Source organism: Streptomyces sp. NPDC054834 (assembly GCF_053611185.1).
This window is the reverse complement of the sequence record NZ_JBSGZV010000003.1, coordinates 17,156-36,784: the sequence shown is the minus strand read 5'-3', so window position 1 is coordinate 36,784 and position 19,629 is coordinate 17,156. Positions and strand designations below refer to the sequence as shown.

Sequence of the window (19,629 nt, the reverse complement as noted above, 5' to 3'; positions counted from 1 at the left end):
TCACGGCGTGCTGCTTTCGCCGCCGATCAGGTCGGCGACTGCCCGCAGTCCTCCTTCGCGGAGGGCGGCGCGCTGCTGGTCGGCCCCGGTTCCGAGCTGCAAGAGCCGGTGCATCAGGGCCGTGACCTGCCGGGTGTCGCCGGCTGTGTCGAGTGCGGGAGTGATGTGCCGCTGAAGCTCGTACAGCACGTCGCCGGCACGGCGCCGGCCGCCGCCAGGATCGATCAAGGTGTTGCTCAGACCGTGGCGGGCCGCGTGCCACATCGCGGCCTGGAGCAGCTCCGGGGCGCAGTCCGGAACGGGAGCCCCCACGGCCGCGTCCGCGAGGGCGATCTCCACAAGGGCCCGTACGATCCCGGCGAACATGACCGCCTGATCCGCGCGCAGCTGAACGTCCAGGCACCGCACTTCGAGAGTGGGGTACCGATCCGACAGGCGAGCCTGCCAGTACAGCTGACCGGTGTCGGAGATCAGGCCGCTCTCCAGGAGCTGAAGCACCCGTCGGTCGTAGTCCGCGGCGTCGCGGAACAGCGGAGGCACGCCGCTCACCGGCCAGCGGTTGAAGATCACGGTGCGCCAGCTGGCGAAGCCGGTGTCATGGCCGTCCCACAGTGGCGAGTTCGCCGACATCGCCGTCAGCGTCGGCAGCCAGACCCGGATCCGGTTGAGGACCTTCACGCCGGCCTCACGGCTGGGCACGGCGACGTGCACGTGCATGCCGTTGACCAGCTGCTCCACCACCAGCTGCGGCGCCTGCACGGCCATGGCCCGGTACCGGGCCCGGTCGGTGACGGCCACCGGACGGCCATGGCGCAGCGGCGGTGTCCCACAGGCCGCGATGCGGCACCCGTGTGCCTCGGCGGCCGCCCCGACGGCGTGCCGCAGGCGCAGCAGATGCCCGCCGACCTCCTCCAAGGTGACGCACACCGGCGTGGCCGCCTCGACCTGCGCCTGGAGCAGCTCGCACTGCACCTCCCGGTCGGCCGTGACAGACGCCAGGCCGGCATCGACGCGCACCTTGTCCGCCCGGGACACGGGCAGGCCCGTGACCTGGTCGAGCAGCAGGTACTCCTCTTCCACACCGATCGTCGTCATCGGTCACCCTCTGTTCCGCACCTCGGGGAAGGGGTGCACGCCCGTTGGACGATCCGAGTGCCGCGTCCGTTTCATGGCAAAACCTGCCTAAAAGTCGGATGCCGGTAATGGTGGAGAAAGACACCCTTGGGCCGGTCGGCGGAAGGAGTGAGGGCGATGAGCCGAGCGGAGCAGCGCCCGGAGTGGGCCGATCACCCGGAGGACGGGGCGTCGGGCCCGAGTGGGTTGCTGGATCTGCTGGGTGTCGCCGCGGTGCTGCTGGAGGCCGACGGCCGGATCGACATGTGGAGCCCGCAGGCCGAGGAACTGTTCGGCTATCGCGGCGACGAGGCGGTCGGGCAGTACGCGGCGCCGCTGCTCCTGCACCCCGAACACCAGGAGGCGGCGATCAGGCTGTTCGCCCAGGTGATGGAGACCGGCCGGGGCTGGGAGGGGGCGTTCCCCGTCCGGCACAAGGACGGCAGCACCCGGATGATCGAGTTCCGCAACATGCGGCTGACGGACAACACCGGCGAGCACTACGCCCTGGGGCTGGCCACCGACCGGTCCACGCTGCGGCAGCTGGAACGCAAGGTGGCCCTGTCCACCCGGCTGGTCACCCAGGCACCGATCGGACTGGCCGTCCTGGACACCGACCTGCGGTATCTGGCCGTCAACCCCGCCCTGGCGGCCATGCACGGACTTCCCGAGACCGACCACGTCGGCCGGAGGTTCCGGGAGGTCCTGCCCGCTGAGCCTTTTGCGAGTGCGGAAACCGCGATGCGGCAGGTTCTGGCCGGCGGCGTTCCCGTGGTGGACCAGCAGATGGTGGGCCGCACAGCCGCCGGGCCCGACGAGGACCACGCTTGGGCGGTGTCGCTCTACCGGCTGGAGGACCACCGCGGGCACGTGCTCGGCATCGCCAACGTGGTGGTCGACGTCACCGACCGGTATCAGGAAGCCAGGAGAGCCGACCGGGCCCAGCAGCGCCTGCGCCTGGTGGCGAACGGCTCGGCCCGTATCGGCACCACCCTGGAGGTGGAGCGGACAGCACAGGAACTGGCTGACGTCGTCGTGCCCGACCTGGCCGACATGGTCGCGGTGGACCTCCTGGACTCCGTCCTGCAGACGGGCCGCCCGGACCTGGGCGCAGAGCCTGCCCTGTTCCGCGCCCTGGCGCTGAAGACCGCCTATCCCACCGACGCCGCTCAAGCGATCGTCTCGCCCGGCCGCCTCGCCACGTACCATGCCGACCATCCGGCGGCCCATTGCATCCGCACCCGCCGTCCCATCCTGCTCACCCACCTGGACCGCGACGACCTCATCCGTGTCGCCGCCGACCCCGACGCCGCCCGGCTGCTCGCCGAGGCCGGTGTCCACACCGACATGGCAGTCCCCCTCATCGCCCGGGATCGGGTCATCGGTGTCATGGATCTGGCCCGAGCCCGCAACCCCCAGCCGTTCGACGAGTACGACCTCGCCCTCGCCTGCGAACTGGCCTCGTCCGCCGCGCTGAGCATCGACAACGCCGTCTTGCACCAGCACATCCGCAGCGCCGCGGAGACCCTCCAGCGCAGCCTGCTTCCCCGGCTCTCGCCCTGCCACCCCGGTCTCGAGGTCGCCGCCCGGTACCGGCCCGCGCAGGCCTTCAGCGAGGTCGGAGGCGACTGGTACGACGTCATCCCCCTGGACGGCGACCGCACCGCCCTCACGGTGGGCGACGTCATGGGCAGCGGTATCCCTGCCGCCACCACCATGGGCCGGCTGCGCACCGCCACCTCCACCCTCGCCGACCTCGACCTCGACCCCTCCCGGATCCTCACCCACCTAGACAAGATCACTCTCGGCCTGGATCCCTACTTCGCCACCTGCGTCTACGCGGTGTACGACCCGCACGACTGCCGCTTGCACGTGGCCTCCGCCGGCCATCTGCCGCCGGTCCTCATGCGGGCAGGCCGGCCACCAGAACTCCTCGACCTGCCCACCGGCACCCCGCTGGGAGTCGGCGGCGTCCCGTTCGAGACCACCGTGCTGGACCTGAATCCCGGTGATCAACTGGTCCTGTACACCGACGGGCTGGTCGAAACCCGCAACGACCCCATCGACGAACGCCTGAACGACCTCCTGCGACTGCTGTCACCGCCGTACTCCTCGGCGGAGGAGATCTGCGACCGCCTCCTGCGGCAGCTCCGGCACCCGGACAGCCATGACGACGTCGCGCTGCTCATCGCCTGTACGACCGGGCTCGGGTCCTGAGACCCTCGGCGGCGCGGCGTCAGGCCGTCCCGTCCTTGCGCAGGAACCGGCGCAGCCGCCGCAGCGGCCACGTGTTGATCACATCCTCCGGTGTGAGCCATCCGCGTTGTGCCATGCCGATTCCGTAGCGGAGGTACGCGAGCTGGGGGATCGAGTGGGCGTCGGTGTCGATGGCGAACTTCGCCCCGCGACTCCTGGCGCGGAGGATGTCCTCGTCACCCAGGTCGAGGCGGTCGGGCTGGGCGTTGATCTCCAGAGCCGTGCCGGTGCGGGCGCAGGCGGCGAACACCTCGTCGAGGTCGGCGTCGACGCCCGGCCGTTTGCCGATCAGGCGGGTGGTCGGGTGTCCGATGATGTTGACGTGGGGGTTCTCGCAAGCGCGTACGATCCGACGGGTCATCGCCTTCCGGCCGAGGTTGAAGTGGGAGTGCACCGAGGCCACGCACATGTCGAAGCCATCGAGGAACTCGTCGGGCCAGTCCACCTCCCCTCCGGGACCGATGTTGAGCTCGGTGCCGTGCAACAGCCGCATCCCGCGGTGATGGCCGTCCAGTGACCGCACGTGCTCGCGCTGGGCGAGGATCTTCTCGTCGGTCATGCGCTGCATGTACAGGTTCGGTGCGTGGTCGGTGACCGCGTAGTACGCGTAGCCCCGCTCGGCGGCCGCCGCCACCAGCTCCTCCAGCGGGGCGAGGCCGTCGGTGAGGTCGGTGTGGGTATGCAGGTCACCCTTGATGTCGCCCTCGGTCACGACCGGGGGCAGCTCGCCACGCAGGCCGGCCTCGATCTCTCCCCGGTCCTCGCGCAGCGTGGGCGGGATCCATGGCAGGCCGAGTCTGGCGTACACCTCGTCCTCGGACCGGGAGGCGACCCGCTTTCCGCCCTCGGCTTCGAACAGCCCGTACTCGGAGAGCTTCAGCCCCAGATGGACGGCGATGGTGCGGGTACGGATGTTGTGCGCCTTCGAGCCGGTGAAGTACTGCATTCCGGCGCCCCAAGCGTCCGGCCGCACCACGCGCAGGTCGACCTGGACGCCTTTGACGGTACGGATCGAGGTCTTCTTCTGGCCGTGTGCGATGACCTCGGCGGTGGAGGGCAGTTCGGTCAGGGCGTCCATGAAGGGGGCCGACCGGTCGGCGGCGACGAGGATGTCGATGTCGCCGATGGTCTCCCTCATACGGCGCAGCGATCCGGCGTATGCGCAGTGCTCACATCCGGTGAGCCGGGAGAGTTCCGCGACGATGTCCTCGGCGGACTCCATGGCGGTGCTCAGCGGGATTCGCCCTCCTGCCTGCTGCATCAGGGCGAGGCCGTGCAGGATGTTCTCCTCGGTCTTCTCTCCGAAGCCCTTCAGGTCGCGCAGCTTCTCCGCCCTGATGGCGTCGGCCAGTTCGCTCACCGAGGAGATGTGCAGGTCCTCGTAGAGTGCCATCGCCTTCTTGGGGCCGAGTGTGGGGATGGTGATCAGCTGCCGCACCCCTGCCGGAATCTGGGCCCGCGTCTCCTCGACCACCGTGACATGGCCGGTCCGGAAGTACTCGACGACTTTCTCGGCGATGGACTTTCCCACGCCCGGGATCTCTTTCAGACCCGCGACGTCGAGGCGGGAGACATCGGCGGGGTGGCCGGCGATCGCACGGGCGGCCTTTTCGTAGGCGCGCGCCTTGAACGCGTCGCCTCCGGTGATGGCGATGAGGTCCGCGTACTCCTGAAGGAGTGCCTCGACCTCCTCGTTGGGTCGGACCACGTCTCACAGTCTAGGAGCTCGGCGAGAGACGACGCGGGGCCGGGGCGGGGCGTTCGTACGGCCGGCATCACCGAGCCCACGCCTACCAAACGGATCCAGCCACCGGATCCCGTATCCGGCCACTGCTCTGACGTGGTGTTTTACAGTGGCTTCCACCAGTTCCGGCGATGAACCTGAGAGGTATGCGCGAACATGCCGACCGAAACGTTTGAGTTTCAGGTGGAGGCCCGTCAGCTGTTGCAGCTGATGATCCACTCGGTCTACTCGAACAAGGACGTCTTCTTGCGGGAGCTCGTCTCCAACGCCTCCGACGCACTGGACAAGCTGCGCCTCGAGAAGCTGTGGGATGACTCGCTCGACGCCGATGTGTCCGATCTGCACATCGAGATCGACGTCGACAAGGACGCCCGCACCCTGACCGTGCGGGACAACGGTGTCGGGATGTCGTACGACGAGGTCGGGCGGCTCATCGGCACGATCGCCAACTCGGGCACCGCGGAGTTCCTCCAGGAGCTGCGGGAGGCCAAGGACGCGGCCGGGGAGGAGGGGCTCATCGGCCAGTTCGGCGTCGGGTTCTACTCCGGCTTCATGGTGGCGGACGAGGTCACCCTGCTGACCCGCCGAGCCGGTGAGAGCCAGGGCACCCGCTGGACCTCGCGCGGCGAGGGCACGTACACGCTGGAGACGGCCGACGACGCGCCGCAGGGCACCTCGGTCACGCTCCACCTCAAGCCGGCCGACCCGGAGAACCAGCTCCACGACTACACCTCCCCGTGGAAGATCAGGGAGATCATCAAGCGGTACTCGGACTTCATCACCTGGCCCATCCGGATGGTGCCCGAGGACTCCGCCGCGGCCGACGAGAGCGACGAGGCACCACAGGCCGAGACGCTCAACTCCATGAAGGCGCTGTGGGCACGGCCACGCGACGAGGTGTCCGACGACGAGTACCACGAGCTGTACAAGCACATCGGCCACGACTGGCGTGACCCGCTGGAGACGATCCGGCTCCAGGCGGAGGGCACCTTCGAGTACCAGGCCCTGCTGTTCCTCCCCGCGCACGCTCCCCATGACCTGTTCACGCGGGACTCCAAGCGCGGCGTGCAGCTGTACGTCAAGCGCGTGTTCATCATGGACGACTGCGAGGCGCTGCTGCCGCCGTACCTCCGCTTCGTCAAGGGCGTCGTCGACGCGGCGGACCTCTCGCTCAACGTGTCCCGCGAGATCCTCCAGCAGGACCGCCACATCGAGATGATGCGGCGACGGCTGACGAAGAAGGTCCTGTCCACGGTCAAGGAGATGACGACCAAGGACCAGGACCGCTACGCCACGTTCTGGCGGGAGTTCGGCGCGGTCCTGAAGGAAGGACTGGTCACCGACTCGGAGAACCGCGACGCCATCCTCGCCGTCGCGTCGTTCGCGAGCACGCACCACGACACCGAGCCGACCACGCTCAAGAGTTACGTGGAGCGGATGAAGGACGGGCAGGACGACATCTACTACCTGACCGGCGAGTCCCGGCAGAGCATCGAGAACTCCCCCCACATGGAGGCGTTCCGGGACCGGGGCATCGAGGTGCTGCTGCTCACAGACCCCGTCGACGAGGTGTGGGCCGACGCCGTCGGCGAGTACGAGGGCAAGAAGCTGCGGTCCGTCGCCAAGGGGCAGATCGACCTCGACGCCGAGGACGAGGACACCACCGACGGCGAGCGGGAGAAGCGGACCGAGGAGTACGCCGGGCTGCTCGGCTGGATGAAGGAGCAACTGGACGAGGACATCAAGGAGGTGCGCCTGTCCTCCCGCCTCACCGTCTCCCCGGCCTGCGTCGTCTCCGACGCGCACGACCTGACCCCGGCCCTGGAGAACATGTACCGCGCGATGGGACAGGAGGTGCCCCGCGCCAAGCGGATCCTGGAGCTCAACCCGGACCACCGGCTGGTCAAGGGCCTCAACCAGGCGTACAAGGAGCGCGAGGACCACACGGAACTCGCCGAGACCGCCGAGCTCCTGCACGGCCTGGCGGTGCTCGCCGAGGGCGGTCAGCCCAAGGAACCGGCTCGTTTCGTCAAGCTGATGGCGGACCGCCTGGAACGCGCGCTGTAAGGCGGCTCCGCCAGGCATCGAGGACGCCGGGCGGTGGCCGCGGTCAGTCGGTGAGCCGTTCGCTCACCTCCCACAACCGCGCCGCCGCCTCGCGGGCGACCGCGTACGGCAGCACGCCGGGAGCCGCCTCGTCGGCCCGCCAGACCGCCTCGTCCTCGACCAACGGGCTGATGTCGACGTTCTCGCAGTAGACCCCGCCCCGCCCGGAGAGCAGCTCACTGGTGGCGCACCAGACACTCGTGGCCGCACCCTGCTCGATCGTCTTCATCTGGCGGGTGGGATCCCGCACCGGGCGGCCCTCCGCGTCGACGGCGCCCGCAGCCAGCAGGGCGTCCTCGGCGAGGTGCTTCGCGAGGCCGGTGTCGACGATGCGGCCGGGATGCAACGAGAAGGCGCGCACCCCCTGAGACATCCCCCGCCGGTCCAGCTCGGCGGCGAAGAGCACATTGGCCGTCTTCGACTGCCCGTAGGCCAGGAACGGGTCGTAGGGCCGGTGTTCGAAGTGCAGGTCCTCGAAGACGACGGGGGAGAAGCGGTGGCCCCGCGAGGAGAGCGCCACCACCCGCGCCCCGCCGGCCGCCACCAGGGCGGCCCACAGCCGGGCCGTCAGCCGGAAGTGCCCGAGATGGTTCGTCGCGAACTGCGCCTCGTAGCCACGCGCGTCCCGCGTCAGCGGAGTGGCCATGATCCCGGCGTTGGCGACCAGGATGTGCAGCGGGCGCCCGGATGCCAGGAACGTCTCGGCGAAGGCGTCGACGGACGCCCGGTCGATCAGGTCCATCGGCGCGACCTCGACGCCATCCAGCCCCTTCAGCGCGGTGCGGGCCCGCTCCGGATCCCTGGCCGGTACGACGACCTCGGCGCCCGCCGCCCGCAGGACACGGCTCGTCTCCAGGCCGATGCCCGAGTAGCCGCCGGTGATGATCGCCACCTTGCCGGTCAGGTCGATGCCCTCGATCACCTCCTCGGCGGTGGACGCGGCACCGAAGCCGGAGTGCAGAGGCCGCTGTGGGGTGGTCATGGTGGGTGTCTCCTCGTCGTACGCCATGAACCCACCGTAGATCCGGCGTTCCGTACGATGAATGCTTGAACGTGCGCCTTACTTGCGCGACAGTTCAACCATGTCCACCGATCCCCTCTCCGACGCCCTCGCCGTCGCGGACGCGCGCTCGGTGCTCTCGGGCGGCTTCACCGCGGGCGGCCGGTGGGCGATCCGGCTGCGCGGGCGCGACAAGCTGAAGGTCAACGTCCTCGCACGGGGCAGTTGCCTGTTCATCGCCGAGGGCGGAGCCGAACCGATCGTCCTGTCCGAGGGAGACGTCGTGGTCTCCGACGGGCGGCGTTCGTACGTTCTGTGCAGCGAACCCGGACTGGTGCCCGTGGACCCGGCGGAGGTCGCCGTCGACCGGCACACCGGAATGGGCACGCTCGGCGGGGGAGCGGAGGTGGTGTGCGTCTCCGGGCACATCGACGTCAGCCGGGACGGCGGCGACCTGCTGCGCCGGGCTCTGCCCGAGCTGATCCACGTGCGGTCGGGCACGGCCGAGGCGCCGGTGCTGCGCTGGCTCACCGGCCGGCTCATCGCGGAGACGACCGGCGGCCGGGCCGGTTCCGCCTTCAGCTCCGAGCACCTGGCCCAGCTGATGTTCGTCCAGGTGCTTCGGGCCTGCCTCAGCGAGGCCGCGGAACTGCCGCCCGGCTGGCTGCGGGCGCTGGCGGACGAGCGGCTGGCTCCGGCGCTGCGCCTGATGCACGCCGACCCGGCACACCCCTGGCAGCTGGCGGAACTGGCCCGGGCCGCGGCGATGTCCCGGACCACCTTCGCGGTGCGCTTCAGGGAGGCCGCCGGGGTACCGCCCCTCACCTACCTCCAGAACTGGCGCATGAGCCTGGCCGCCCGCGCTCTCAGAGAGGACTCCACGCCGGTCGCCGCACTGGCCCGCTCGGTCGGCTACACCTCCGAGAGCGCCTTCAGCAACGCCTTCAAACGCACGGTCGGCCTCGCGCCCCGCCGCTACCGGGAGACGGTCAGGAACTGAGCCGCTGAGGCAGGGGGCCGAGGTCGCCCTCGAGGACGGTTTGGATGATCTGCGGGCGGTCCCAGAGGGCCAGGAGCTCGTTGGCGATGGCCACGATCGGCAGGGGCTCCTGGTCGCCGTGCACCGTGATGGCGGCGGCCGACAGGCTTCGCGGGACGGCTCCCGCGTCGAGGAGGACACGCCATTCCTCGGGACCGAGCTCCAGGAACTCCAGCTCGGTGAGTTCTGCGATCTGGAGAGGATCGGCGAGCGTGCCCGGGTACGCGGTGAGGGTCCGCAGACGGGGCAGTTCGGTGACGGGGGCGAGGCTGAGCGGCTCGGCGTCCCACACGCCGATGGACAGGACCTCCAGGCCAGGGTGCGCGGCCGCCTCGATGCTCGGCAGGCTTCGGATGTTGACGTGCGCCACCGCCGGCGGCCGGTCCGCGCCCGATCCGCCGCGTCGCTCGCTGTGCCGGTTCATCACCAGGTCGGTCAGTGAGTCGGCGATCAGTTCGGCGCCGACGTTCTCCTCGTGGCTGAGCATGATGATCTGCCCCTTGTGTCCACGCGGGCCGGGTGTCAGATCGACCGCCAGCCGGTCGCCACCGCCGTTGTCCCCGAAGGCGATCCAGCCGGGTGAGCCGACCAGGCCCTGCACCGCGGCGTCGGGTGGGGTGACGACCGCTTCCATCGCCGCGAACTCCCAACGGCAGTGCCGGGACGACGCGTCGGCGATGTACAGGTCGTCCAGCGAGAAGAGCTCGCAGCCGACCGCCGTGCATTCCCGCTGCGCTGCCTCGTGGTCGTCGCCCCAGTCCTCCCACCGCGACCGTGTCACCCTGTAGAGCACCTTGAGCTCCTCGGGCAGCGTGACGCCCAGGCGCGCTTCCGCGGCGGCGATCTCCGTCTCCGTCGCGCCGACGGCCTTGGGCAACCGCTCACGGAGCGTCCGCTCCAGCAGTCCCAGATCCGCCGAAGGAGCCGGCACCGCATCGGGCACCGGATGGGGAAGACAGCGCCAGGGCTGGGGAAGGGCGCCGTCGACCAGTATGAGCGCGCCCGGGTGCGGGGTGCCGATGCCGGGCTCCACGGCGGGACTCGGCGCGAGCAGGCGGAGCGAGGTCCTCCCGGTCGATGAGATCTTCGCCGTGAACGAGATGTCGTCGACACCGGCGTCCGCGAGCCCGTTCTGTACCCGTTCCACCGCCTCGATCTCGTCCTGCATGTCCTCGGCCTGGGCAGCACGACCGGGCTCCGGCGGCCGCCGTCGCACGGGCAGGCTCCAGCTGTGCCGGCCGATGCGTCCCGCCACGCGGGCAGAGGGGGCGGCCTGTCCCTCGGCGCCGCCTGCCCGGAGGAGCCGCAGCACGGGCGCCCAGGTCGCGAAGTCGTGTATCGAGGGCGGCGGGGGATTTCGATCAACCATGCGCAGACCATACGGGGAGCCACTGACACCGAAGCCCGAGGCCTGCGGCAGTAAGGGCTTGCTAAAGTCCGCGCGGCAGGTGATTGCCCGTCCCTGTCCACGGAAACACGTGCAGCCACGCACGAGGGCCGACAGCCGGGGGGATTCTTGACGCGATCGGGGAGCGGGGCATCGCGGCGGCCGGCACGGGAAGCGGGTTTGTCGGGCACTCAGCCGGTGGCGGCCGGGCGGGGCACGACCGGGGTCGCGGTCTTCCTCGTGCTGATGGTCGACTCCGTGGTGACCGGGCTTTTCATCCCGTTGTCCTTGGTCTACCTGTCGGCGAGCTCGGGCGCGTCGCTGGTGCGGGTGGGGACCCTGCTGAGCCTGGCCGGCGTGCTGTCCCTGCCCTTGCCGCTGTGGATCGGTGGTCTGGTCGACCGGCTGGGACCCAAGCCGATCGTGCTGGTGGCACAACTGCTCCAGGCGGCCGGCTTCCTGGGATACCTCATGGTCCGCAACGGCGGTGTGCTTCTCGTGGCCGCGACCGTCGCGTCGCTGGGGCAACGGGCCTTCTGGTCCTCCGCCTTCACCCTCGTCAGCAATCTGTCCGACCGTGATCCGGGCGGGCACTCCCGCGAGCGGTGGTTCGGCATCATCGGCTCGTTGCGTGCGGCGGGCTACGGCGTCGGCGCCGTCGTCGCGGGCGTGGCCATGTCGGAGAAGTCGGGCCCGGTGTACCGGGGGGCGATCGGCGCCTGCGCCTGTCTGCTGCTGGCGGCCGCCGTGCTCCTCGAACGGGCGGTGCCGCGCAGCGCGGCTCTGCCTGCCCGGCCCGGCCCCGAGGAACGGGGGAGGACGGAGCGAGGCAGGCGCGGTTACCGGGTGCTGTGGGCCGACCGTCCATACCTGGCGCTCGTGGGGCTGAACACGGCGTTCGCGCTGTGCAACGTCATGCTGAGCATCGCCTTCCCACCGTTCGTCGACCGCCGGATCCCGTCCATGACCTGGGCGGTCGGTCCGCTGCTGGCGATGAACACGGTGGTCCAGGCCGTGCTCCAGACCTCGGTCGTCCGCCTGATCCGGCCACTGCCGCGGCACGTGTCGCTGTGCCTGGCCGGTGTTCTGTGGGCTTCCTGGGCATGCCTGACGGCCGGCCCGCTCTGGATGCCGCGTCGTCTGTGGATCCCGTGTCTCGTCGTGGCCGTACTGTGCTATTCAGCGGCTCAGCTCGTGCATTCTCCCGTGTCCAACGCGTTGTCCGCGGATGCCGCGCCTTCCGACGTACGGGGGCGGTACATCGCCGTCTTCCAGTACTCCTTCGCGATCGCGACGGTCGTCGCCCCGCTGCTGTTCTCCGTCTTGTTCGAGCTGTCGAGCGCCGCTCCATGGATCGTCCTGGCGACGCTCGCACTTCTGACGGTTCCAGGCATGCTCGCCCTGGCTCAGCGTCTGCCGAAGTCAGCGATGACGGGAGGCGGAGCCGGGCACAGCGGAACGGCCTGAAGGCGGGGACTCATTCGATGAGTTTCCAGTCCTGGGAGCCGTCCGTCGCCGCGTTCTGAATTCCAGCTGCCGGTGGCGCTGTTGTCGACCCACTGGCCGATCTTCTGGCCGGCCGTCGCGTTGCCCGTCCAGATCGCCGCCGCGCGGCCGCCCGACTTGTTGAGCAGCGTCACGCCGCCGTTCGGCTCGGTCACCACGTGCCAGTACTCGGTGTCCGTGTCGGCCACCGAGCTGGGAGCCTCCAGGCGGACGTCGGGGACGTCGCCGTTGCCGAGGTGGCCATGGGGATCACGAGCAGCGTGGACGCCGCGCCGAAGGAGGCCCCCAGTGCTCTCGCGAGTCTTCTTCTGTGCATGGCCCCTTCCAGGGGTGGTCATCAACGCGTCCCGTCGATGCCGGTGGAGACGAGGACGCGTACGTCCCACGGGCCGAGGTCCAGCGCCGCGCCCGCGGCGACGGACGCGCCGTCGAGGACGTCGGAGAGGTGCCCCGGGGCGGAGACGCTCGCGGGCTCCCAGCTCCAGTTGTGGACGATGTGCACGCGGCGCCCGTCGGGTGCGGTGCCGGTCGACGCGGTGACCGAGGCCGGCAGGTCGCGCCACGTGTGGCGGGCGGACGGGGTCAGCCACTCGGCCAGCGTCCGGGCGAGGTCCCGGCCGGGCACCGTGCCGACGTACGTGACCCGCCCCGCACCGTGGGGACGCGTGGTGACCGCGGGCCAGCGGCCGAAGTACGGGTGGTCGTACTCGACGAGGACCTCGGCGTCGGCGACGGCCAGGCCGTCCGCCCAGCGGGTCGCCGTGGCGCCTTCGGGCAGGTCGAGCGGGCCGCCCGGCGCGGACCGCACGGGCACGTCCCGTAGCAGGTTGCTGAATTCGTCGTACGAGACGCCCGCGGCGCCCGTGAGACGGCCGGGGGCCGGTTCGGTGCGGGCGCGGGCCTCGTGGTCGGCGTAGCCGGTGCGCGGGCCGAGGACCAGATGGCCGCCGGCGTGGGCGTAGGCGGCGAGCCAGTCGAGGGTCGCGTCGGCGGCCAGGTACAGCGCCGGTACGACGAGGACCGGATGGCGGCGCGCGGCCTCCTGCGGCGTCAGGCCCTCCCGCTCCCCGCTCGGGTCGTGCAGTTGGCGGGCGTGGACGATCCGGACCTGGCGGCCGGCGTCGAAGGCGCCCCGGTAGAAGGGGTCGAAGATACGGTGGTAGGCGGCCGGGTCGGGTTCGCCGTCGGGCTTGGACAGCGGCGGGTACTTCTGCATCAGCCACTTGCTCGGCGTCGAGTACACCATCGTGATGTCCGCGTCCGGTTCGAGACCGGCGACGAGCGCACCGGCGGTCTCGAACTCCCCTCCGAGGCGCGCGAGTCCGGCATAGGCGCGGCCGGGCCGTCCGGTGTGGGGCAGGATGCCGCCCCAGTAGGTCTCCGCGCCGAAGTGCAGCGTGTGCCAGTGCCAGTACTCGATCATGCGGGCGCCGCGCGCGACGAGCGCCCAGGCGGCCTGGCGCCACTGGCCGTCGTAGGCCGGCCGGTTGTCCCACGGGAAGCCGATGGAGCCGGCGTTGGTCTCGGTGACCAGGAACGGCGCCTGGCGGGAGGAGAACATCCAGTCGGCGGTCTGGTAGAGCGCCCACACGCCGGTGGTCTTCCATGTCTGCTCGTGGCCGTCGGGGGTGGGGTCGGGCAGCAGGAGGCCGTCCTGCATGTCGTAGTACGGGTTGCCGGCGGCGATGTCGAGGCGGTCGGTGAGCTCGTCGTCCTCGACCGCGGGGCGGGTGTAGGAGATGCAGGTCGTGACGAACTGCTCGGGGCGGGCGTACTCGCGGACGATGTCCGCCTGCCAGCCGATGAACTCGGTGACCTGGCGGGCCTGGAACTCCCGCCAGGCGACGTCGTACTGGGGCTGGGCGTTGCCGTCCGGGGTCCACAGGTCCGCCCAGGTGGACAGGCGGTGCGACCAGTAGACCAGCCCCCACTCGCGGTTGAGGGTCTCCACGTCGCCGTACTTCTCCCGCAGGTGGTCGGCGAAGCGCTGGAAGACGCCGTGATTGTGGAAGAGTTCGAGTCCGGGCTCGTTGTCGACCTGGAAGCCGATCACCGCCGGGTGGCCGGCGTACCGGCCGACGATGCGCCGGATGACCCGTTCGGCGTGGAACCGGAAGGCCGGGTGGGTGAAGTCCACCTCCTGCCGGGCGCCCCAGCCGATGCGCTCACCGGTGCGCCGCTCGCCGGTGATCTCCGGGTACTGACGGGCCAGCCACGGCGGGACGGCGTACGTCGGAGTCCCGAGGACGACGGAGATACCGCGCTCGTGGGCGCCGTCCAGCACCGGCTGGAGCCAGTCGAGTTGGAAGCGGCCGTTGTCCGGCTCCCAGGTCGACCAGACCGACTCGCCGACCCGGATGACGGTGACGTGGGCGTCGGCCATGAGGTCGAGATCGGTCTTGAGGCGTTCGGCGGGGCGTTCGGCGCTGTAGGGGGGCCGGTACTCGTGGTAGTACGCGGCGCCGAAGAGGACGCGGGCAGGCAGAGCCACCATGAAGGAGACCTCCGAGGGAATGTGAGGCGGTTACTGCTTGACGCCGCCTGCGGCCAGGCCGCTCTGCCAGAACCGCTGGAGCATCAGGAAGGCTCATGGGGGAAGTGCTGGACGCGGAGATGAATCTGGGCATCCTGTGCGGCTGCATTCGCCCTTCCCCTCTCATTTTCAGCACCGCACGCCCTCGCCGGGCGTGCCGCCATCTTCGCCACCGGCGGGAGTTCACCAGTGCTCGCAGGGGAGGGGGCGCGATCAGGGCCGTATCAGTACGACATCCGTACGGCGGCTCGTTCGGGGATCACGTGGTGGTGATCAGCCGTCATGGTTGGGCTGACGAGGCGTCAGTCGTTGGTGGGGGAACCTCCCTTCGCCGGTGCCGGACCGGATGACGTGCCGCGCCGCCCGCGAGCCGGTGTCTTCCCGCTCGGCGGTGGCGCGGTCGAGGCGCGGACGACGAGGTCGACCGGCGGACTGCTGGACGCCATGGGGTCTGCCTTCGGGTTCTCGATGGCATGCACCAGACGCTTGAGCCCCTCCTGTGCCACGGCGTCGAACGGTTGCCGCACCGTGGTGAGAGGGGGAGTCACATAGGCGGCGACCGGGATGTCGTCGAAGCCGACGACGCTGACGTCCTCCGGCACGCGGCGGCCGGCCTCCGTCAGCGCGCGGATCAGGCCGATCGCCATGTCGTCGTTGGCGGCGAAGGCAGCGGTGACACCAGCGTCCTCGGCGAACTCGCGTCCCGCCGCGTACCCGGACGCGGCCGACCAGTCGCCCTCGACGACCGGAGGCACGTTCCTGCGCTGCGCGGTCAGGGCCGCCCGCCATCCCTCGAGGCGGTCCCGGGCGGCGTACCACCGCTGCGGGCCGGCGAGGTGATGGACCGTCGTATGGCCGAGGGCCAGCAGGTGTTCGGTGGCGGTCCGGGCCATCAGATCGGCGCCGTCTCCCGCGGTCAGCACGGTGGGCGCGGTGACGGGCGGCGGAGCGCCGATGACGAGGACCGGAACGGCGGCGCGGAGAAAGCGCAGGGAGACGTCTTCGTCGTCCACCTGCTCGTCGATCGGTTCCGAGATGACGATGCCGTCCACGCCCTGGTCGAGGAGCGAGTCGACGGCGCCGGAGATGCCCGCCGGGTCACCTTCCATCGTGTTGACCACGCGGAGGGCGTAGCCCGTGTCCCGGACGACCCGCTCGACACCCATGAGCAGCGAGGCGGGCCCGTACAAGGCCGTGCCGAGCGTCACCACCCCGATCGAGCGGGTCCGCCCGGAGGCAAGCGCCCGGGCGGCGTTGTTGCGCCGGTAACCGAGCTGTTCGGCGGCTTCCAGAACGCGTCGGCGTACGTCGGCGGAGACGTACGGCTCGTCGTTGAAGACCCGGGAGACCGTCTTCTGCGAGACGCCCGCCAACCGGGCCACATCCACACTCCGCGGCGCGGCGGAGCTTGCGTCCCGCCCTGTCCCTGGCGTCAAGGTGCCTCCGGGTGACCACTGAAGTGGACTCGACGATGCCACTCGCCGACCTACTGACTGCGCTGTCATGTCTGCGTAGTCATGTCTACGCAGTCATAGGGGCTGCGTCAAGGGTTCGGAACGCATCCGCAGAACGCGAGCCGCCCGGGTGCGCCATGATGGGGCGCGTGGACTTCGAGCCGTACCGAGGTGAGCTGGTGGCGTACTGCTACCGGATGCTGGGCTCGTTCCACGAGGCCGAGGACCTGGTGCAGGAGACGATGCTGCGGGCCTGGAAGGCCCGCGACCGGTACGACAGCACGCGCGCGTCCGTGCGGACCTGGCTGTACCGGATCGCGACCAACGCATGTCTGACGGCGCTGGAAGGCCGGGCGCGGCGGCCGTTGCCGTCCGGTCTGGGCGCGCCGAGCGAGGATCCCGGGGCACCGCTCACTCCGGCCTTCGACATCCCCTGGCTTCAGCCGTTCCCCGACGCGCGGTTCGACGCGGATGTACGGGCCGACATGCGGCTCGCGCTGGTGGCGGCGACGCAGGTCCTGCCACCGCGGCAGCGGGCCGTGCTGGTGCTTCGCGAGGTACTGGAGTTCACCGCCGCCGAGGTCGCCGAGCAGCTGGGAACCACGGCCGCGGCCGTCAACAGCGCGCTCCAACGCGCCCGTGCCGCCCTCGCGGACGTGGGTCGTGCGGAGGAGGTCATGGAGCCGGACGATCCCGAGGCACGCGCGGTGATTCAGCGGTACATGCGGGCGTTCGAGGCGGCCGACGTCCCCGCGATCGTGCGGCTGCTCACGGACGAGGCGGTGCTGGAGATGCCGCCGGTGCCACTGTGGTACCGGGGCAGCCGCGACTACGGCCTGTTCATGGAGCGGGTGTTCGCGATGCGTGGGACGGGCTGGGGCATGAGGCGCCTGACCGCCAACGGGCAGCCCGCGCTCGCGGCGTACGCACCGGAGCCCGGTGGCGGGCATCGGCTGCACACACTGCAGGTCCTCACGGTCACCGGCGGCCGGGTCGCGCACAACGTGGTGTTCGCCGATCCGGACGTCTTCGAGGCGTTCGGCCTGCCCCGGCGGTTTTCTTCCGGCGAGTTTCGCCGGGCGCGATGAGTCGAGCCGGTGCCACCGGTACGTACCGGTGAGCATCGATCGAAGGGACACCCATCGTGAGCGTCATCGTCATTGAGTTCATCACCCTGGACGGGATCGTGTCCGACCCGGACGGCTCCGGTGGAACGCCGGCCGGCGGCTGGGCGTTCCGGCACGGCCCCGAGACGGTCGCCGGGGACAAGTTCCGGCTCGGCAGCACACTCGACGACGGGGTGATGCTGCTGGGGCGCACGACGTGGCAGTTGTTCTCGCGTATCTGGCCCGGGCGGGACGACCTGTTCGCCGCGCGGATGAACGCCGTGCCGAAGCTGGTCGTCTCCCGTACGGTGACCGACACCTCGGCGTGGGCGAACTCTCGGATCGTCGACGGCAGCCTCATCGACGCCGTCAAGCGCGAGGAGCGCGATGTGATCGTCACCGGGAGTCTGAGCGTGGTGCACGCGCTGATGGCCGAGGAACTGATCGATGAATACCGGCTGTTGGTATTCCCCACGGTCCTCGGCACCGGCCGACGGCTCTTCCCCGACGACGGCCCGCCCGCCGACCTCGAGTGCCTGTCGGCGGAGCGGGCCGGCGCCGCCGTCCTGATGCGGTACGGGAGGGCGGCACAGGAGGGCGGCACGACGACGGTTCGCTAGGTCAGGACCAGCCAGCGCCGGCCGTCGATGAGCTCGCGGGCCGCGTCGAGGTGGCCGGCGTGACACGCGGTCTCGGTGATGACGTGCAGCAGGACGTCGCGCAGGGTGTGCAGGTGCGGTTCGCCGAACAGGTCGTGGGGCCACCAGGCCAGGGCGGCGTCAGCGGGCGTGCCGGCAATGATGGTGTCGGCGAGTTCTGCCTCCTGCCGATACCGGTCGAGCACGTCGACGGCCGGTGTTTCCGGTGGCACGTTCCAGGCTTCGTCGCCGCTCGTCAGGCTGTGGATGATCTCCTCGTCCCCGGCGACGACCGCCTGGAACCAGAACCGCTCGACGTCCAGCGCGAGGTGCTGGACCAGTCCCAGGCAGTGCCAACCGGAAGGCAGCACGGGCCGTCGCAGAGTTTCCGCGTCAAGCCCGTCGAGGATGCCGAGCACGTGGCGCCGCTGTCCGTCCAGGACCCTGAGAAGCGCACTGACCTCACACATGACCATTCACTTTCGCCAGAACAGGTGGTGCGTCACGCCGCTCGGGCTGGGCACGACGTCCAGGTGGAACCGGTCGAGGAGTTCGTCTGGGGAGTCCCAGAGCCGTAGCCCGGACCCGAGCTTCACCGATGAGACCGCCACGTGCATGGTGTCGACGAGGTCGGCGTCGAGGAACTGCCGGATGGTGGTCACCCCGCCGCCGAGTCGGACGTCCTTGCCCCGCGCGGCCTCCCGTGCCTGCTCGAGAACCGTGGCCGGGTCGCCGTCGACGAAGTGGAACGTGGTGTCGGAGAGCGTGAACGAAGGACGCCTGTGGTGGGTCATGACGAACACCGGGGTGCGGAACGGGGGTTCGTCACCCCACCAGCCGCGCCACTCATGGTCGTGCCAGGGCCCGCGCTGGGGCCCGAACTTGTTGCGGCCCATGATCTCGGCGCCGATGTTGCGCGCGTAGTCTCGCGTGAGGTAGTCGTCGAGGCCCCGGCTCCCCCCGGGATCGGTGCGCATGGGCCAGCTCGCCGTGGCGCCGGCCCAGGCGAACAGCCTCCCGGGATCGTCGTGGCCGAACGGCCTCTCGAGGCTCTGGTCCTCACCGGCACCGATTCCGTCACTCGAGACGTTGAAGTTCTGCACTCTCAGCAACTGAGTCACGTGTTCCTCCTGCGTTGTCGACAACGGTGGTGAGACTGTCCGGGCCGGAAAAACTCATCGCCGCGGTGCGGCGAGCTCGGCCAGGTGGTACAGCGAGTTGGTGAGATGTTCAGGGCCGAACGGCGGGAAGCGGATGCCCCGCGCCCGGATGAACCGCGGCACCGCCGACCAGTCGTAGGTGAGCGTGACCTCGGTCTCGGACGAACCGAGCGGCGCCAGGTCGTAACGCCAGATCCAGCCGCCGAACTCCAGGTGACCGTCTTCCTTCTCCTGCCCCGTAAGCCAGCCGATGGCGTGTGGTGGATCGAGCACCTGGACCTTGTTGACCACCTGGTAGTCACCGTCTGGATGGTTGGCGTGATACATGTCCATCCGGAAAATCTGCCCCACCTCGGTCAGCGGCCCCGGGTCGGCAGGTTCCTGAACCCAGCCGGTGCCATCGATCGCGGAATGGGTCGTCGGGTCCGCCAGCACCGTGAACACCCTCACGGCGGGCGCGGCGACAGTGAGGGTGGCGCTCACGTTCTCCTGGTCCACGGTGTGCACGCTCCTTGTCGTCTCATCTCGGGCCTCCCGCAGTCGCGGAACCGGGACGCTTCCCACATGCAGACGACGCGGCGAGGCGG

General features: G+C 70.2%; 15 protein-coding genes and 1 pseudogene. 6 read left to right on the top strand and 10 right to left on the bottom strand.

Going from position 1 to position 19,629, the window contains the following annotated elements:
- Complete coding sequence (locus ACWGJM_RS05125; RefSeq protein WP_453410292.1) at positions 1–1,095, bottom strand: carboxylate-amine ligase; 1,095 nt, start codon at positions 1,093–1,095, stop codon at positions 1–3.
- A gap of 156 nt (positions 1,096–1,251) precedes the next feature.
- Between ACWGJM_RS05125 and ACWGJM_RS05120 the strand changes: the two genes are divergently transcribed.
- Positions 1,252–3,330: a SpoIIE family protein phosphatase gene (locus ACWGJM_RS05120; RefSeq protein ID WP_453410291.1), complete on the top strand. Its 2,079-nt coding sequence runs from the start codon at positions 1,252–1,254 to the stop codon at positions 3,328–3,330.
- 19 nt (positions 3,331–3,349) lie between these two features.
- On the opposite strand, the gene polX is transcribed toward ACWGJM_RS05120, so the two are convergent.
- A complete protein-coding gene (polX, locus tag ACWGJM_RS05115) occupies positions 3,350–5,077 on the bottom strand; it encodes a DNA polymerase/3'-5' exonuclease PolX (RefSeq protein WP_453410290.1) in 1,728 nt (575 codons plus the stop codon).
- Between the two features lie 192 nt (positions 5,078–5,269).
- Here polX and htpG point away from each other — a divergent pair, with 192 nt between their 5' ends.
- Positions 5,270–7,180 (top strand): molecular chaperone HtpG, encoded by a 1,911-nt coding sequence (htpG, locus tag ACWGJM_RS05110; RefSeq protein ID WP_453410289.1) that lies wholly within the window; start codon positions 5,270–5,272, stop codon positions 7,178–7,180.
- A gap of 43 nt (positions 7,181–7,223) precedes the next feature.
- Here the strand turns inward: htpG and ACWGJM_RS05105 are convergent, their stop codons facing one another.
- Positions 7,224–8,228, bottom strand: a complete 1,005-nt coding sequence (locus ACWGJM_RS05105; RefSeq protein ID WP_453410288.1) for an oxidoreductase — start codon at positions 8,226–8,228, stop codon at positions 7,224–7,226.
- 73 nt (positions 8,229–8,301) lie between these two features.
- Between ACWGJM_RS05105 and ACWGJM_RS05100 the strand changes: the two genes are divergently transcribed.
- Entirely contained in the window at positions 8,302–9,219 is a 918-nt protein-coding gene (locus ACWGJM_RS05100) for an AraC family transcriptional regulator (protein WP_453410287.1), read from the top strand.
- Here the strand turns inward: ACWGJM_RS05100 and ACWGJM_RS05095 are convergent.
- Entirely contained in the window at positions 9,209–10,627 is a 1,419-nt protein-coding gene (locus ACWGJM_RS05095) for an SMI1/KNR4 family protein (RefSeq protein WP_453410286.1), read from the bottom strand. The genes ACWGJM_RS05100 and ACWGJM_RS05095 overlap by 11 nt on opposite strands.
- A 198-nt stretch (positions 10,628–10,825) precedes the next feature.
- Here ACWGJM_RS05095 and ACWGJM_RS05090 point away from each other — a divergent pair, with 198 nt between their 5' ends.
- Positions 10,826–12,112: an MFS transporter gene (locus tag ACWGJM_RS05090; RefSeq protein WP_453410285.1), complete on the top strand. Its 1,287-nt coding sequence runs from the start codon at positions 10,826–10,828 to the stop codon at positions 12,110–12,112.
- A 10-nt stretch (positions 12,113–12,122) separates the two neighbouring features.
- Here ACWGJM_RS05090 and ACWGJM_RS05085 read toward each other — a convergent pair.
- From ACWGJM_RS05085 to ACWGJM_RS05075, 3 genes and pseudogenes are all read right to left on the bottom strand, one after another.
- Positions 12,123–12,390, bottom strand: a pseudogene (locus ACWGJM_RS05085) (RICIN domain-containing protein); the annotation flags it as partial.
- A 98-nt stretch (positions 12,391–12,488) separates the two neighbouring features.
- Positions 12,489–14,645: a beta-galactosidase gene (locus ACWGJM_RS05080; RefSeq protein WP_453410284.1), complete on the bottom strand. Its 2,157-nt coding sequence runs from the start codon at positions 14,643–14,645 to the stop codon at positions 12,489–12,491.
- Between the two features lie 341 nt (positions 14,646–14,986).
- Positions 14,987–16,072: a LacI family DNA-binding transcriptional regulator gene (locus ACWGJM_RS05075; protein WP_453410283.1), complete on the bottom strand. Its 1,086-nt coding sequence runs from the start codon at positions 16,070–16,072 to the stop codon at positions 14,987–14,989.
- 206 nt (positions 16,073–16,278) lie between these two features.
- Here ACWGJM_RS05075 and ACWGJM_RS05070 point away from each other — a divergent pair, with 206 nt between their 5' ends.
- Positions 16,279–17,226 carry a sigma-70 family RNA polymerase sigma factor gene (locus tag ACWGJM_RS05070; protein ID WP_453410652.1) on the top strand — a complete coding sequence of 316 codons (948 nt, stop codon included), beginning with the start codon at positions 16,279–16,281 and terminating at the stop codon, positions 17,224–17,226.
- Between the two features lie 56 nt (positions 17,227–17,282).
- The gene (locus ACWGJM_RS05065) at positions 17,283–17,864 is read left to right on the top strand and encodes a dihydrofolate reductase family protein (protein ID WP_453410282.1); all 582 of its coding nucleotides are present in this window, start codon (positions 17,283–17,285) and stop codon (positions 17,862–17,864) included.
- Here ACWGJM_RS05065 and ACWGJM_RS05060 read toward each other — a convergent pair.
- Genes ACWGJM_RS05060 through ACWGJM_RS05050 form a run of 3 tightly spaced genes read right to left on the bottom strand, consistent with a single transcriptional unit; the run spans position 17,861 to position 19,540 of the window.
- Positions 17,861–18,352 (bottom strand): DinB family protein, encoded by a 492-nt coding sequence (locus ACWGJM_RS05060; protein WP_453410281.1) that lies wholly within the window; start codon positions 18,350–18,352, stop codon positions 17,861–17,863. The genes ACWGJM_RS05065 and ACWGJM_RS05060 overlap by 4 nt on opposite strands.
- Positions 18,353–18,358: 6 nt before the next feature.
- Positions 18,359–19,003 carry a dihydrofolate reductase family protein gene (locus ACWGJM_RS05055; protein WP_453410280.1) on the bottom strand — a complete coding sequence of 215 codons (645 nt, stop codon included), beginning with the start codon at positions 19,001–19,003 and terminating at the stop codon, positions 18,359–18,361.
- Between the two features lie 54 nt (positions 19,004–19,057).
- The gene (locus ACWGJM_RS05050; RefSeq protein WP_453410279.1) at positions 19,058–19,540 is read right to left on the bottom strand and encodes a polyketide cyclase; all 483 of its coding nucleotides are present in this window, start codon (positions 19,538–19,540) and stop codon (positions 19,058–19,060) included.
- Positions 19,541–19,629: the final 89 nt, after the last annotated feature.

Excerpts from the sequence above, each read along its gene's own strand:
- ACWGJM_RS05125 (WP_453410292.1), bottom strand. The coding sequence starts at position 1,095 with ATGACGACGATCGGTGTGGAAGAGGAGTACCTGCTGCTCGACCAGGTC.
- ACWGJM_RS05120 (WP_453410291.1), top strand. The coding sequence starts at position 1,252 with ATGAGCCGAGCGGAGCAGCGCCCGGAGTGGGCCGATCACCCGGAGGAC.
- htpG (WP_453410289.1), top strand. The coding sequence starts at position 5,270 with ATGCCGACCGAAACGTTTGAGTTTCAGGTGGAGGCCCGTCAGCTGTTG.
- ACWGJM_RS05105 (WP_453410288.1), bottom strand. The coding sequence starts at position 8,228 with ATGGCGTACGACGAGGAGACACCCACCATGACCACCCCACAGCGGCCT.
- ACWGJM_RS05100 (WP_453410287.1), top strand. The coding sequence starts at position 8,302 with ATGTCCACCGATCCCCTCTCCGACGCCCTCGCCGTCGCGGACGCGCGC.
- ACWGJM_RS05095 (WP_453410286.1), bottom strand. The coding sequence starts at position 10,627 with ATGGTTGATCGAAATCCCCCGCCGCCCTCGATACACGACTTCGCGACC.
- ACWGJM_RS05080 (WP_453410284.1), bottom strand. The coding sequence starts at position 14,645 with ATGGTGGCTCTGCCTGCCCGCGTCCTCTTCGGCGCCGCGTACTACCAC.
- ACWGJM_RS05070 (WP_453410652.1), top strand. The coding sequence starts at position 16,279 with ATGGGGCGCGTGGACTTCGAGCCGTACCGAGGTGAGCTGGTGGCGTAC.
- ACWGJM_RS05060 (WP_453410281.1), bottom strand. The coding sequence starts at position 18,352 with ATGTGTGAGGTCAGTGCGCTTCTCAGGGTCCTGGACGGACAGCGGCGC.